General features: G+C 47.0%; 14 protein-coding genes and 1 riboswitch. Of the genes, 6 read left to right on the top strand and 8 right to left on the bottom strand.

Annotated features, from left to right (window positions below):
• Positions 1-121: 121 nt before the first annotated feature.
• A riboswitch (purine riboswitch) is annotated at positions 122-223 on the bottom strand.
• A 53-nt stretch (positions 224-276) separates the two neighbouring features.
• Positions 277-678, bottom strand: coding sequence for a potassium channel family protein (locus ACXAD6_RS06455; RefSeq protein WP_474968164.1), 402 nt, complete (start codon positions 676-678; stop codon positions 277-279).
• A gap of 116 nt (positions 679-794) precedes the next feature.
• Here ACXAD6_RS06455 and ACXAD6_RS06450 point away from each other — a divergent pair, with 116 nt between their 5' ends.
• Positions 795-1,172 carry a nuclear transport factor 2 family protein gene (locus ACXAD6_RS06450; RefSeq protein WP_474968163.1) on the top strand — a complete coding sequence of 126 codons (378 nt, stop codon included), beginning with the start codon at positions 795-797 and terminating at the stop codon, positions 1,170-1,172.
• 43 nt (positions 1,173-1,215) lie between these two features.
• Here the strand turns inward: ACXAD6_RS06450 and ACXAD6_RS06445 are convergent, their stop codons facing one another.
• Positions 1,216-2,187, bottom strand: a complete 972-nt coding sequence (locus ACXAD6_RS06445; protein WP_474968162.1) for a Gfo/Idh/MocA family protein — start codon at positions 2,185-2,187, stop codon at positions 1,216-1,218.
• Complete coding sequence (gene rpiA, locus ACXAD6_RS06440) at positions 2,184-2,867, bottom strand: ribose 5-phosphate isomerase A (protein WP_474968161.1); 684 nt, start codon at positions 2,865-2,867, stop codon at positions 2,184-2,186. Before rpiA ends, ACXAD6_RS06445 begins: the two co-directional genes overlap by 4 nt.
• Positions 2,868-3,245: 378 nt before the next feature.
• Between rpiA and ACXAD6_RS06435 the strand changes: the two genes are divergently transcribed.
• Positions 3,246-4,118, top strand: coding sequence for a DMT family transporter (locus ACXAD6_RS06435; protein WP_474968160.1), 873 nt, complete (start codon positions 3,246-3,248; stop codon positions 4,116-4,118).
• A 165-nt stretch (positions 4,119-4,283) separates the two neighbouring features.
• On the opposite strand, the gene ACXAD6_RS06430 is transcribed toward ACXAD6_RS06435, so the two are convergent.
• From ACXAD6_RS06430 to ACXAD6_RS06420, 3 genes are read right to left on the bottom strand one after another with little or no spacing between them, the layout of a single operon-like run.
• Positions 4,284-4,913 carry a pyridoxamine 5'-phosphate oxidase family protein gene (locus ACXAD6_RS06430; protein WP_474968159.1) on the bottom strand — a complete coding sequence of 210 codons (630 nt, stop codon included), beginning with the start codon at positions 4,911-4,913 and terminating at the stop codon, positions 4,284-4,286.
• Between the two features lie 22 nt (positions 4,914-4,935).
• Positions 4,936-5,100 (bottom strand): hypothetical protein, encoded by a 165-nt coding sequence (locus tag ACXAD6_RS06425; protein WP_474968158.1) that lies wholly within the window; start codon positions 5,098-5,100, stop codon positions 4,936-4,938.
• 24 nt (positions 5,101-5,124) lie between these two features.
• On the bottom strand, positions 5,125-5,577 hold the full coding sequence (locus ACXAD6_RS06420) for a hypothetical protein (RefSeq protein WP_474968157.1): 453 nt from the start codon (positions 5,575-5,577) through the stop codon (positions 5,125-5,127).
• Positions 5,578-5,721: 144 nt separating this feature from the next.
• On the opposite strand from ACXAD6_RS06420, the gene ACXAD6_RS06415 reads away from it, so the two are divergent.
• The 4 genes from ACXAD6_RS06415 to ACXAD6_RS06400 all read left to right on the top strand — a co-directional run bounded on the left by ACXAD6_RS06415 (position 5,722) and on the right by ACXAD6_RS06400 (position 11,454).
• A complete protein-coding gene (locus ACXAD6_RS06415) occupies positions 5,722-7,293 on the top strand; it encodes a sigma-54 interaction domain-containing protein (protein ID WP_474968156.1) in 1,572 nt (523 codons plus the stop codon).
• A gap of 169 nt (positions 7,294-7,462) precedes the next feature.
• Positions 7,463-8,611: an iron-containing alcohol dehydrogenase gene (locus ACXAD6_RS06410; RefSeq protein WP_474968155.1), complete on the top strand. Its 1,149-nt coding sequence runs from the start codon at positions 7,463-7,465 to the stop codon at positions 8,609-8,611.
• Between the two features lie 17 nt (positions 8,612-8,628).
• A complete protein-coding gene (locus ACXAD6_RS06405) occupies positions 8,629-10,017 on the top strand; it encodes a hypothetical protein (RefSeq protein ID WP_474968154.1) in 1,389 nt (462 codons plus the stop codon).
• An 18-nt stretch (positions 10,018-10,035) separates the two neighbouring features.
• Positions 10,036-11,454, top strand: a complete 1,419-nt coding sequence (locus ACXAD6_RS06400; protein ID WP_474968153.1) for an NAD-dependent succinate-semialdehyde dehydrogenase — start codon at positions 10,036-10,038, stop codon at positions 11,452-11,454.
• Positions 11,455-11,766: 312 nt separating this feature from the next.
• Here ACXAD6_RS06400 and ACXAD6_RS06395 read toward each other — a convergent pair whose 3' ends face one another.
• Together ACXAD6_RS06395 and ACXAD6_RS06390 are read right to left on the bottom strand one after the other, a co-directional pair.
• Entirely contained in the window at positions 11,767-12,438 is a 672-nt protein-coding gene (locus tag ACXAD6_RS06395) for an HAD family hydrolase (RefSeq protein ID WP_474968152.1), read from the bottom strand.
• Between the two features lie 211 nt (positions 12,439-12,649).
• Positions 12,650-14,431 (bottom strand): M3 family oligoendopeptidase, encoded by a 1,782-nt coding sequence (locus tag ACXAD6_RS06390; RefSeq protein ID WP_474968151.1) that lies wholly within the window; start codon positions 14,429-14,431, stop codon positions 12,650-12,652.
• Positions 14,432-14,451: the final 20 nt, after the last annotated feature.

The following is a 14,451-nucleotide window of genomic DNA, read 5'->3' as shown; positions in this document are numbered from 1 at the left end:
TCGAACGAGATAAGCACGTACCGCCGGCTGGTCATCGATATAAAAAAACTCCAGGAAACAGACCTGGAGTTTGACGTTAAGGAGTAATGAATAAACGGGAACCTGTCCATAGATAGACGTTCCCCTCTCATTTCTTCCTCGTAGTCAAACTATTTACGGTAGTTTGGTAGAGACTTTTGGACCTTATTTCCAACGTTATACGAGTCGTTCTGAAGTTGTGTTTAAAGATATTGTTTTCTATTGTAAGCAGAGACGGTTGTCCGGTCAACAAAAATTTTATAATGTCTTTCTGCGCTGGGTTTGGTTTTCATCATGCTTCTCGAAATCCGCAACCGCCAATCCCACTTTGATTAACACCATAGCCATGACGCCCATCCCGACAAACAGATAGATCATCGTAAACCATTTACTCAAATCCTCCTGCGGGACAAGGCCGGTATTGCCGCTGGTTGGAATCAGACTGCTGAAGGCATAATAAAAGGCATCCAGATACGTCCAGCCCTCCACCCCTCTGTAAAATAACGTACCGGACAGCAGAATGAAAGCTAGTGTCGTCAGCAGCGAGCGGAAGACGGGCTCCTTCATACTCCGGAATAAGGCGCTTAACAGCCGCTTCAATGTTAATAGAAATGAAATCATACGTACGTCCCCTTTGTGATCGAACCATATACCGTCCATTTTACCACACAGACCCAGAGGAAAAAGCGGAAAAACAGGCCGGCTTTTTGACAAGGGGGTTTCTTTTTCTATATGTTTAAACCCGTATCCCATTGATCTACTGAAGGAGAGACATCATGAAAAATTTGGATTTGTATTTCGACTTATTCGACCGCTCCAGAACGAGTGAACAAGCGGAAGAAGAGCTTCACCAGCTGTTCAGTGAAGATATCGTTTTCGTTCTGAACGGTGACCGTAAAGAAGGCTTGGAGAACTGGAAAGCCTTCGTCCGCAGCATTTATGAAAACAACGTGGATTTGAAGCATATGTATGAAGGCTGGAGAAAGCACGAGGGGACGGATTTATATATAACGAGATGGGCCGTCTGCGGAAAACTCGCTTCCGGCAAAGTCTACACCCAGACCGGCATCGACAAGGCGATGCTCAATGAAAATGGGAAAATCACCTACCTCGAAAACATTCCGGATCAGCAGGATTTGTTTGACGCGTACTGATCATAAAAAGGCAGCGCTCCACGTGGAGCGCTGCCTTTTTCCTTTATTCAAAGTCGTACGTTAACTCCCACTGCTGGCGGGCTTCATCCATTAACTCCATCACCTGGCGGGAAAGCGGAAGGGTCCAGTTTTCCCCTTTTTCCAGTATCAAACGGTTCACGGCCTCGACCTCATACTGCAGGGCCTGCTTCGTTTCACCGGCCTCGATCGTTTCAACAGAGCCATCTGCTGTATACGTGATCGCCGCTTTTTCGGCTCTCGGGAAATCATCCACGGTAATGAAGCCTTCATCACCGGCGATAATCCCGCGCTTCGGCATTTTCGCACGCATCGCAAGGGAGACGACGGCCATTTCGTCATCATCATTCTTCATGACGATGCCGGACTGTTCATCGACGCCCGTTTGATATTTTTTCACGGTCGTATGAAGCTCTGTCGGCTGGCTGGACAGGAAGAAACGGACAAACGACAGCGCATAGGTGCCGATATCCAGCATTCCGCCGCCGGCCAGATCCGGGTTGAAGAAGCGGTTGGATGGATCATCCTCCTTACAGCTTCCGAACGTCACGTTGACCATGTTCACCTTCCCGATTCTTCCAGATTGTATGATTTCGTCCAGCTTCTGATACAAAGGCATATGATACAGGGTCATCGCTTCTGCGACGATGAGGTTTTCAGCTTCTGCAACCTCGACAATTTCCTCAAGCTGTTTTCCGTTCATCGTAATCGCCTTTTCACAGAAAACGTGCTTGCCGTGCTTTAATGCGTCCATAATATAATCATAATGAATGCTGTGTGGGGTGGCTATGTACACGACATCCACGTTGTCATCCAGCATCAGCTGCTTCGTTTCTTCATAGACGTGCTCCACTTGATATTCATCGGCAAAGGCTCGGGTCTTCTCAGGATTGCGGCCCCATACTGCGTATACGCTTCCATTCACCTCCTGGATCGCTCTGGCAAAGCTGCCGGCAATCCCGCCGGGTCCTACAATTCCCCAATTCACTTGTCTCATCTTACATCTCCTCCTCTTTTCATTTCCTGTACTCCTGTTTCTCCGGCCATCAGTACCTTGGTAACGACAGACGTAAACAGCGAGGTATCGACCACACCGGTCACCCCTTTGAAACGGCTTTCCAGATCAGCACTGTCCTGCCCCGCTTCCATATAAACGTCTACTAAGAGGTTTCCATTCCCGGTATATACCGGTCCATCCTGTCCGCTGCTTTGACGGACGTGAGAAGCGCGGGCCGGAAACGATTTCAACTGTTGATTTACAAAATGCAGCGCCTGGGGCAATACTTCCAAAACGACCGGATGGTCATAGGTTAATAAAGGGACAACCTTTGTCTCATCGACAAGCAGAATATATTCCTCTGAGAGTCCAGCGACCAGTTTTTCCATCGAATGAATGCCTCCCCCGCTCTTCAAGGCGTGAAACTGCTCATCGACCTGGTCACAGCCGTCAAATGCTGTATCGATCTTACTAACGTCTGTGATGGAAACGACCTCCAGGCCGGCGTCGATGCAGTGCTGTTTCGTCTCCCACGACGGCGTCACTACTTTCACATACATCTTGTTTTCATTAATCAGCGTAATCAAGTGCTTGATTGTACTTCCTCCACCAAGCCCAATGATGCTGCCTTCGGTTATGTATTCCAGTGCCTTCTCCGCACACCGCTGCTTCACATCCATCTTCATCCACCACCTTGGGACCAATGTACAGCAAGGGCATGTTTTCTGCAATGCATACGCTCCATTTTTATCCAAGCTATCCTTTTGCCCGTTTACAAGGCAAACTGAGCTCCTCTCGTATCATAAGGAAGTTCCTATCAACGTCGGACCGATTAGGACTTCTTAATCTCGGACCTCCATGGAAAGGAATCGTTACAAGTATTGCACGCATAAAAAAATCTAAAAAATCAATCCAATATGTTATCTCAGAATATCTTCATCCCCCAAAGTCCCTACTCCATTATACCGATTGTTATAGTTGTTGATGATTCTACGTTTAATAAAGGTTTCCTGATGGAATATGCCCTAAATAGATCTGGTAAATAGAGGAGGAAGCTTATGAAATATATCGGTGTCACATTCATTTTGACCGCCGCTGTCTTATGGGGGATGACCGGTGGTGTGGCAGACATTTTAATGGATAAAGGATGGAGCCCTGGGGTCATTTCCTTTTACAGGGGAGCCATCGGTCTCGTCTGTGTTTTCATTTGGTTTATCATCAAGCCGCGCCAGCATATGCCACGCACATATTCGCTCGTTTTATGGGCAGCTCTCGCTGGTGTCGGCGTCGCTGGGAACTTCACACTTTATTTTCTTAGTATAGAATCATCCAGTATTGCGGTAGCGGCAACCCTCATGTACACCGCACCTGTGTTTGTACTGCTTGCTTCTTTCTTTCTCGGAATCGAACGGTCTTCCTGGCTGAAATGGGGCTGTATCGTTTCCGTATTGATCGGGATCGTACTGCTTACCGGAGCCTATAGCAGCAGCGGGGCATCCGTCAATCTGACCGGAGCACTCACTGGACTGGGCTCAGGCCTGTCCTACGCTCTGTTCATTTTCGCCTTTAAAAAAGCAGCCGCAGAAGGAAGCGCACCAACCACTCTGACGATTTCCTTCATCGTTTTCAGCATCCTGTTGTTTTTCTATATGGATATTCAGGAAGCAGCTTCTGTTCTTACATCAGAGGATCTGCCTCTGTTCATCGTACTCGGATTGATCGGTGCAGGCATTTCCTTCGTCCTCTATGTATTCGGGATTAAACGGACAGCTCCTACTACAGCTTCCATTGTTGCTATGGTGGAACCGGTCACGGCCTCCATTTTCGGCGTCCTTATCCTCAGTGACAGCTTATCGCTCATCCAAGGTGCCGGCATGGTTATTATCCTGATGACGATCACGCTGCTTTCCTTTAAACAGGCTCAAGATTGAATCCAAAAAAAGCCGATCCAGTTACTGGACGGCTTTTTTTATATCTATTAAATTTTATTCCTTTTTCACTCCGGAAATGACAGCTATAAGAAAGAAAACAAAATACACAAGGCCTACTCCGATCAATATGTTCATGACTACATCCATACGTACGCCCTCCTCCAATTAATAGAGTTTGTTTCTATAGCTCTCATCGAGCCGGTCCTGAATCGAATCCACCGTGGAGTTCGGAAGCTTGGCATGTGTAAACAGCATGCGGGCGGCAGAAGGACGTTCCCCTTCTGCGATCCATGCTTCCGGGTGCCAGAGTTTTGAGCGTATGAGGGCTTTGGCACAGTGAATAAAACACTCCTCCACCTCCACTGCAATGCCGAGCTCAGGCGGACGTCCTTTGACCGCCATTTTCTTCAGCACATCCTTATCCTTTATAATCTGCGCATGCCCTTTGATTCGGAGTGTTTCTCCAAGTCCCGGGATGAAAAAGAGCAGACCGGCACGTGGATTGGTGATAATATTACGCAGGGAATCGACTCGCTTGTTCCCGGGTCTTTCCGGTATCACAAACTGTTTTTCGTTTAAGATATGGACAAAGCCGGGATGATCCCCTCTTGGCGATGCGTCCGGCTGCCCCTTTTCACCTGAGGTCGTAAGTACTAGAAACGGAGATTTAGAGATAAAATCCATACAGCCGTCATCAAGGAAGGAAATAACCTTACTTACCACGAGATCACTTGGATCTCCGACATGACTCTGAAGCTCTTTTTCATCCGAAATCGTCTCCTTGAACCGATACATCCGCTTCCACCCCTTCTATTTCTTATAAAAACGCAGCCCCCACAATGAATAAGACAAGAAGAGGGAGGACAACAAAAATCATGATGAGCACCTTCACGTTTTCCACATCCCTAAACATCGTCCTGCGATTGAGATACAGCATGAAAGCAAGTAAAAGAATCGATATCCCTGTCAGCCATCCGTACATGCAGACTCCCCCTCCTTATCTTATTTATGGCAGGATGTCTTTAATATCATACAGATGATCCATTAAAGAAAGACCTGTCAGCACAACCCCCAAAGAACTGTAAAGGATGGTTTTCCGAACACTCTCCCCTTTTTTTACATCAACGGCAACCCAGTACAACGCTGCGAAGATGGAAGTAAAAAACACCCAGTAGTGGATGGACTGGTCATTGAGCTGATCTACGAGCATGTTGGCTTTCCATTGATCTTCTTCAGGTGGATCATACATCACGGTTTTCTCTGTCATTCCGAATGCATTGTTTTTCTCAACCGTGACCGCTGTGAAATCCTCATTAACCATCTTAAATCCGACAGCATCATAACCGAGGGGAGTATAGCTGAGCGAATAAGCGAGGAAGTAGGATAGACCGAAGGCAGCCAGTACAAAGCCTGCATAACCCAGCTTCCTTTTCCATGTCTTGTTTTCATTGAATTTCATGATGAGCCTCTCTTTCCTCAATAGATATATATCTAAATTCTATAAGTTATGGATGTTTTTGTCACACCCTCATTAATCCGTATTTTCTCAGCCCGAAGCTCTCTGTGATAAAATAACTACAAACAGCGAACGGAGGCGATAGGGATGAAGCTTCATCTGAATGATCCTGTTCATCAGGCAGTGGATTGGCTTAGCGAGCGCAACGAAGAGAAAATTGAAGTGGTCAATGACCAGGGAGAAATCGTAAGCAAGTTGTCCAAAGAAGAGGTCCAGCTCATTTTGAAGAATGAATCTATGAGTCACACTCTTGGGGAGATGCTTCACAGCCAATCAGCCTCTGACCCTAACCAATATGAGGACATTCTCCAGAGCCCTTTCTTTAATGACATTATCAATTCTTTGTATGACGGCGTATTCATTACGGATGGCGATGGTATTACGGTATTGATTAACCGTTCCTATGAGCGGATTACAGACTTAAAGGCCGAGCAGCTGATTGGCCTGCATATGAGTGAAATTATTGAAGCCGATTACATATCAAAATCCGCCTCGCTTCAAGTCATTAAGGAAAAACGCCCGGTCACGCTTATGCAGCAAATCTCCAACGGCCGGAATATTATCGTATCCGGCACTCCGATTTTTTCTAAAAACCAGGAGATCTTGTATGTCGTCAACAGTGTTCGTGACATTACAGAACTGTTGCAGTTGAAGCATGAAATGGAAGATCTTCAGGAATTGAAAAACCTCCGCCAAAGTTCTAAAGAAGCCTACTCCAAGTCAGACAACTCCCCTTTCTATACGAGTGAAAAGATGAAAAGCATCATGACACTGATCAAACGAGCAGCTAAAACGAATGCCAAAGTTCTGCTGCACGGTGAAACGGGCGTGGGCAAAACAATGATTGCCAAGCAGATTCACGAGCTTTCCAATAGATCCGAGCAGAATTTTTTGGAGCTGAACTGCGGTGCTCTGCCCTCCAGTCTCATTGAAGCCGAGTTGTTCGGCTATGAACCAGGGGCTTTTACCGGTGCATTGAAAAAAGGAAAAAAAGGACTGTTGGAGGTGGCTGATCACGGGACATTGTTTTTAGACGAAATCGGTGACCTGCCTCTCGATCTTCAGGTAAAGCTGTTGAAAGTCATCGAGGATCAGGCCTTTTATCCGATTGGGTCGTCGACCTTGAAGCATATCCATGTCCGGTTGATTGCCGCCTCTCATAAAGATTTGAAAAAGCTTGTAGCCTCCGGAGATTTCCGAGAAGATCTGTATTACAGGCTGAATGTTGTTCCCTTGCACATCCCTCCGCTCCGAGAGCGAAGAAAAGAAATCATCCCTTTAGCCCGGCTGTTTGCCGAAGAATTTGCCGGTACTTATGAAATCGAGCGGGCCCTCCATGTCGATGTGCTTGAGCTGCTTTATGACTATGACTGGCCGGGAAACATCCGTGAATTGAAAAATCTGATCGAACAGCTTGTTGTTCTTGCCCCTGATAAGGAAATAACAAGAGAACTGCTTCCGGAAGAACTGCTCCCTACAGGACAACAGCGGATGTCTGACCTGGATGGTATTGTTCCGCTTAAAGCTGCAGTAGAAAATATTGAACGCGAAATGATTACCAAAGCATTGAAAAAATATAAAACCACCCGAAAAGCAGCTAAAGCTCTTGAGGTCAGTCAATCCACAATCGTACAGAAAATGAAAAAATGGGAGAAATGATTTCTTTTCCAATCATTTCTCCCATTTTTGATTATAAATAAAATCAGTTTTATGCTATAAAATGTAAACGTTTTCTGAATAAAGGCATCAGATTACGGGTTCCCCTCGATTTTAAAACTTGGCATAAAACTTGCATGTAATGTTGTAAAGAGAAAGGAGAATGTCTATCATGTCAATCTCAACTTTTAAAATGGCCAACAAGCTCATTACAGGTCACGGAGCAACGAAAGCCCTTACCGAGGAATTGGAACGATTGAACGTATTCAACCCCTTACTCGTTACCGATGAAATTTTAGAAAAAGTAGGTGTCGTAGATCAAATCACTCCACTGCTGAGTGGACCTTCGTACGGAATATTCACAGGTGTGAAACCGGATCCCGAGCTGCGTATCGTTGAAGCATGTGCAGATGTATTCAATAAAGGAAAACACGATGGGCTGATTGCTATCGGAGGTGGAAGTGCCATTGATATCGCCAAGAGCGTATCCGCCTTCGCTTCTTTCAACGGCCGGCTGTCCGAATTGCTCGGCACAGACCTCGTTCCAGAGAAAGGCTGCCCTCTTATCGCTCTTCCAACGACAGCTGGAACAGGATCGGAAGTGACGAACATTTCCATTCTTTCTGATCAGGAGGCGAAGCTGAAAAAAGGAATGGTGAGTGATCACCTGCTTCCGGATGTTGCGATGGTGGCTCCGGAAATGACTCTGACCATGCCTCCTTCAGTAACAGCCGCAAGTGGTGTTGACGCTTTAGTACACGCCGTTGAAGCCTATATATCTGTCCATGCCTCTCCGATAACTGATGCCCTTGCGCTTCACGCTGTAAAAATGATTGCAGAGAATCTACCGAAAGCCTACGCTAATCCCGACCATGTCCCGGCAAGAGAACAAATGGCTGTCGGAAGCCTGATGGCTGGAATGGCCTTTGGGAATGCCGGCGTCGGCGCTGTCCATGCTCTAGCCTATCCGCTTGGCGGAAGGTATCATATTGCGCACGGTATCAGTAACGCCCTACTTCTTCCTTATGTCATGGAGTGGAATAAAATGGCCTGCGTCGAGCGCTTCCGCAATATTGCTGTGGCTCTTGGTGAAAAAGTGGAGCACCTTTCCGACCGGGATGCTGCCGACACGGCGGTCCTCGCCATGGAGCGTCTCTGCCGGGACGTCAACATCCCATCAGGACTGAGCAGCTTCGATATCCCGGAAACAGCCCTGCCTGAAATGGCCGAGGACGCCAGTAAAATTGAACGGCTGTTAAACAACAATCCAAGAAAGCTTTCCAAAGACGACATCGAAAAGATTTACCAATCCGCCTACTAACCTAAAGAAAAGAGGAGATGCATGTGTGGAAGAATCGTGCGCACGGTGAAGAATCACCGTATATTCCGTTAGGTCCATTCAAGCTCCGACTTCCTTTCGTCCACTATAAATTCGAGTGGCCGGACTATGTCCAGGGATTGTTAATGTGTGCTGTGGACCTTGCTGCCATTCCGTTAATGATTGAACTGCTCGGCATGCCTTTTGAAGTCGCTTTAGCTGTCGTTTTACTTAACGGCGTCCTTTACTTGACCCACCATTTATTCGGGGACCCTGTCGTTCCAGGGTGGATCACACCGGCAATACCGTTGATTATGGCCTACGTCTCCACCTTCCCTGAAGGGGTCGACCGTGTCCATGCGCTCGTCGCCTTTCAGCTGACGCTGGGTCTCTTGTCGATTCTGCTTGGCGTCACAGGTCTCGCGGGTAAAGTGGTTTCCTTCGTCCCTCCAGCCATTAAATCAGGAATCATTCTCGGGGCCGGGCTGGCTGCTGTCATTTCTGTCTTTGAAGTTGGCGGACGCTTTGAACAGTTTCCATGGACGATTTCGATTGCTGTCGGGATTGCCTTTTACATTATCTTCTCCAAGCATTTCAGCAAATTGAAAAACTCAAGCTCCATGTGGGGATTTATCGGTAAACTCGGTATTTTTCCAATTATCATACTCGCAGTCATAGTCGGACCTTTGTTCGGGGAGGCCCCCTGGCCGAACATCGAATGGGGACTCATCAACCCGGATTTCGGCACCCTTTGGAGTGAATATACGGTCTTTGGTGTTGGTTTCCCTTCCTTGATGCTGTTTTTACAAGCCATCCCGACCGTCCTTGCTGCCTACATTGTACTCTTCGGTGATGTTCTGCAGAGCGAGGCCCTTATCTCCGAAGCTGATGAAGTGCGCCGCGATGAAAAAATCGACTACAACGAAAACCGTGCCCACCTAATTTTTGGAGGGCGTAACTCCATCATGAGTATCCTAGGTCCTGATATAACAATGGCCGGACCGCTCTGGGCGGCGATGCAGGTGGTTGTGATCGAGCGCTTTAAAGAAGGAAAAAAAGCAATGCACTCGTTGTTCGGTGGGTCAGGATCATTCCGCTGGGGAACCAACACAGGCCTTCTCCTTATGCCGATTGTCAGTCTTGTCCAGCCCATCCTTGGCATCGCGCTTGCCCTTACCCTGCTCATCCAGGGATATGTCAGTGTCAGGGTTGGGATCCTGGAAGCCCGTAGTCATAGAGATTTAGGGATCGCCGGTATTATCGGTGCTGTCCTTGCTACGAAAGGGGCGACCTGGGCGTTTGCTGTCGGCGTTCTGCTCACGCTCCTCATTTACGGAAAGAGATTCTTCAAAGGGGAGAATGATGAAATTTTCACGAAGGATATGAAAGAGGATAAAAAGATTTCTTAACCATAGAGGAGGAATATTATGGAACACCATCCGATGATTATTAAAGGAAAAAATACCGGCGGAGAGCTGCCTGTTCTGGAAGTTACCAACCCAGCCGATGCATCAGTTATTGCCACCGTTCCTTATGCAGGGGGAGAAGAAGCCCGGCAGGCGGTTGATGCCGCCAGTCATGCTTTTCCTGGATGGGCTGGATTATCCGCATGGGAACGCAGTGATCGTCTGAGAAAATGGTTTGAACTGATCGAAGAAAATAAGGAAGACCTCGCCCGGACGATGACGTTGGAACAAGGAAAGCCATTGAAGGAAGCACGTGGAGAAATGAATTACGCCAACGGATTTATCTCCTGGTATGCTGAGGAAGCAAAGCGGGTTTACGGTGAACAGATTCCCGCCACTCAGCAGAACAAGCGTCTCTTCGTCTCTAAACAACCAGTTGGCGTCACTGCTGTCATTACACCGTGGAATTTCCCGGCGGCGATGATTACGAGAAAAGTAGCACCGGCGCTTGCCGCGGGCTGTACGGTTGTCATTAAACCAGCAGAACAGACACCGCTCACCGCTCTCAAAGTCGCAGCTTTAGCCAAGAAAGCCAGCATCCCGGACGGGGTGATTAACGTAGTAACCGGGGACGCAGAAGCTATTGGTGAAGCCTGGCTGACCGATGACCGCGTTAGAAAACTGACGTTTACAGGATCAACAGAAGTAGGACGTTTGTTAATGAAAGGCTCTGCCGATACGGTGAAGAAAATTTCCCTTGAGCTTGGCGGCCATGCCCCCGTCATCGTCATGAACGACGCGGATCTTGAAAAAGCCATTGCGGGCGTATTAGCTTCTAAATTCCGTAATGCCGGCCAAACGTGTGTCTGCTCAAATAGACTATACGTCCACGAAAGCATTGTTGACAGTTTCACAGAAAAACTGACGAATGAAGTGAAGAAACTCAAAGTCGGAAGCGGTCTCGAGGAAGGAAACGATCTAGGACCTCTGATTGATGACTCAGCAGTCGCAAAGGTAGAAAAACATGTCACCGATGCACTTGAAAAAGGAGCCGTCGCTAATTATCACGGTTCCCGTTTGGACGGTCTTTTCCATGAGCCGGTTGTCCTTTCGAATGTGGATGATTCCATGCTCTGTATGAACGAAGAAACCTTCGGACCCGTCGTACCGATCACAACGTTCAAGTCCGAAGAAGAAGCCGTCCGCCGTGCTAATGATTCTATTTATGGTTTGGCTGCCTATGTGTTCACAGAAAATCTGAGCACCGGCATACGTATTAGTGAGCAGATGGAATACGGCATCGTCGGACTCAACGACGGCCTGCCTTCCACTCCACAGGCCCCATTCGGCGGCTTTAAGCAGAGTGGTCTCGGCCGGGAAGGCGGTCATCATGGAATCGAAGAATATTTAGAAACGAAATATATTTCTGTAGGGCTGTAAACGCACTCTTCATTGTAAGTAATCGGCTTATGTCAAAAGGCTTCACTCTTGGAAGAATCGATAAGCAGAACGCGGCATTCTACCATACAGAATAAAAAGTACGATTTAAAGAAGGAAGACCGTTCAGTGAGACGGTCTTCCTTCTTTAAATCTCAGCCTCAAGCAGAGGCCCTAATGGTAGATATCATTGCTTCCCATTCCCTGCTGTAAACCCGCACTGAGGAAAAGCAGCAGGGATTAATCGTTTCACCCGCACTTTACAATGAAAGATGTACAATACTTCCAGGAATCCCTTCACTCTCCGAGTCGCTTCTATTGATAGGGTGTTTCTTCCAGTAAAGGCATGACCCGCTTTAAATCACGCAGATCTTCAATGACAACATCCGCCTGTGCCAGTTCTTCCTCCCGCGCAAAATCAAAGCGGCATCCCACGGCTGTAAATCCATTTTCCTTGGCTGCCCGGATATCAGACAGTCGGTCGCCAACGACCGCCCCTTCCTGTATAGCATGCTTTTGGATAATTTCCTGAACGAGCCTGGATTTATCAAGAGAGTCGATTTGTTCTATGCTGAATGTCTCCGATACCCACCGGTCAAGGTGATAATATTCTACAATGGTCTTCAGGTACCTTTTCAAACCATTACTGGCTATGTATACCGAAACCTCCTGACTTTTCAGGTCTTCCATCGTTTCCTCCACCCCTGGATACAAGGATCCCCTGCCATTCTGAATATTGCTGATGAGCCTGTCTAAAAAGAGCGCATCCACTTCGTTTCTTTCATACGTAGTGAACTCAGGCAGCAGGGTCTCCCACACTTTCGGAAGAGGCACGCCCATAATCCGCTGATATTCAGCCAGCGGAGCTGCTCCTTTCCATTTGTTGATTTTTCTCAGTTCCTGGAAAGTATCTTCAAGAGAGGCTTCCAGAATTTGATTGGTTTGAAATAGTGTTCCGTCCATATCAAAAATGATGGCTTTTGTCATAGTATCCTGCCTTCCGCTTTTCAGTCAGTTTTTTTCTGGTCCATTAAAAGGGCCCACTACTCAGGCCGGTTGGTGGATGAGGAAAGGTCCGAACACCAGGCCGATTCTCCCCATAATAATCAGGCCAAAAAGGTCAATGAATCTATCAACAGCCCTCCTACTTCCGATGTATGAAAGTTGACAAAATCCTCACGAAATACACTTTAAATTGTCAGTTTGTAAGCTTTATATACTTTTCTACGGCATCCTTCAAAGGTTCTAAAGAAGCTTCCCAGAAGTTCGACCCTGTCAAATCCTCATTCAGAAATTCCCTTCCCAGTTCTTCCATCGTACGCTTTCCTGAATTTCCAAGCAGTTGGTCATACATACTCGGAAAACCATCCTGCTCCTGCAAATACATGGAATACAGACCGTTACTGAACAAGTAACCAATCGTGTACGGCAGGTTATAATAGGCTTTTTCTGTGCTATAGAAATGCGGAATCGTCATCCATGTATATCCATTCACCTCTTCCAGGGTGCCTTTGAACCATTCCTCTTCTTTCTCGATCGTCAATTGAACGAGTTCATCAGCTGAAAGCGTTCCCCGATTCCGACGTTCATAAAACGCCCTTTCAAACTCAAACTTTGCCGGGATAAAGGCTGTATACTTCATTCCATTGGTGATTTTCATCTCCAGAAGAGACAACTGATCATTTTTCGTTTCCGCTTGCTCAATTGCTGCATCAAGGACAAGGTTTTCAAGGAACGTAGAAGCCGTTTCAGCAAGTCCTGTACCTATCTGTCTGGCAAATCCCGGCTTTTCATGAAGGATCAGGTTATGGTAGGCATGTCCCAGTTCGTGGGCAAGCGTAACCACATCCTGATAACTGCCTGTAAATGATAGAAGTACCCGGCTTTCTTCAGCCGTGGGAAGAGATGCACAAAAGGCGCCATGGCGCTTATAGTCAGAAGGCTCTGCATCAATCCACCCCTGGTCAAATGCACGTTCAGCAAACACCCCTAGTTTTTCACTGAAAGAGTGAAACTGATGAATGATGATCTGTGCTGCTTCATCATAGGAGAGCGATGTTTCTGAGGTATACGTCGGCGCCTGCGTGTCATACCACGTCAGCTTTTCGACCTTATTCAATTCAGCTTTTCTTTGGAAAAATTGATGCAGCAAGTGTTTATGTTCATGCAGAGTGTTCATCAAACTGGAGATGGTCGTTTCACGAATGCGGTTTTGATCCAACATTTCCTTCAACGGATTAGACCAGTCGCGAATTCGGTAAAGCTCGTTTCGAAATCCAGCAAAGTGATTGAAAATAGAAGCAAACCGATCGGCGTTCGCTTCACAAGTGTTTAAGATTTCTTCACCTACAGCTTTTCTTACACGACGATCGTGAGAAAAGGCCGCTTGTACAAAAGCCTTGCTGAAAGGAATACTCTGGGTTTCTCCGTTCGCTTCCACCCTTACGCGCAAGTTCGATAATTCCTGCTCGTAATGATCTTCCCACCCATCAAACCCATCCACAGCAAGGTTATGAATAAGCGCTTCCATCTCAGGAGAAAGCTGGTCCTCCATTTTTCTTCTTTCTTCATTTAAATAAAATCGGACGGATCGAACCTCCGGATGTTCTACGAGCTGTTCCCATTGAGTGATCGAAAGCTTTGCCAGGAACAGGCGGAATGAAACCATCATCGTATTAAGCTTAGATTTTATCATGCTGCATTGCCCGGCCATATCGCGCCATTTTGCATCTGTAACGTTTGTGGACTGCCGGCAGATGATGTATTCATCCAATTCGAATACTTTTGTTTGAAGATCCTGTACATGGAGAATGTTTTCAACAGCTTCCTCAATCAGCGTAGCTCCATTCTCTTTCTCCAATTTGCTCTTCCTTCCCTCAATCTGTAGAACGATGTGCTCCATCTGGTCCTCCAGCGCCACTTCCCGGCCTCCTGGGCGGACCGATTCCAAGTCCCATTGTGTTGTTTTCGCCCTCTTCAAAAAACCCCTCCTATGTAAAT

It is taken from the genome of Halobacillus sp. ABH2_015 (assembly GCF_056158945.1).
This window is presented reverse-complemented; position numbering and strand designations above follow the sequence as displayed.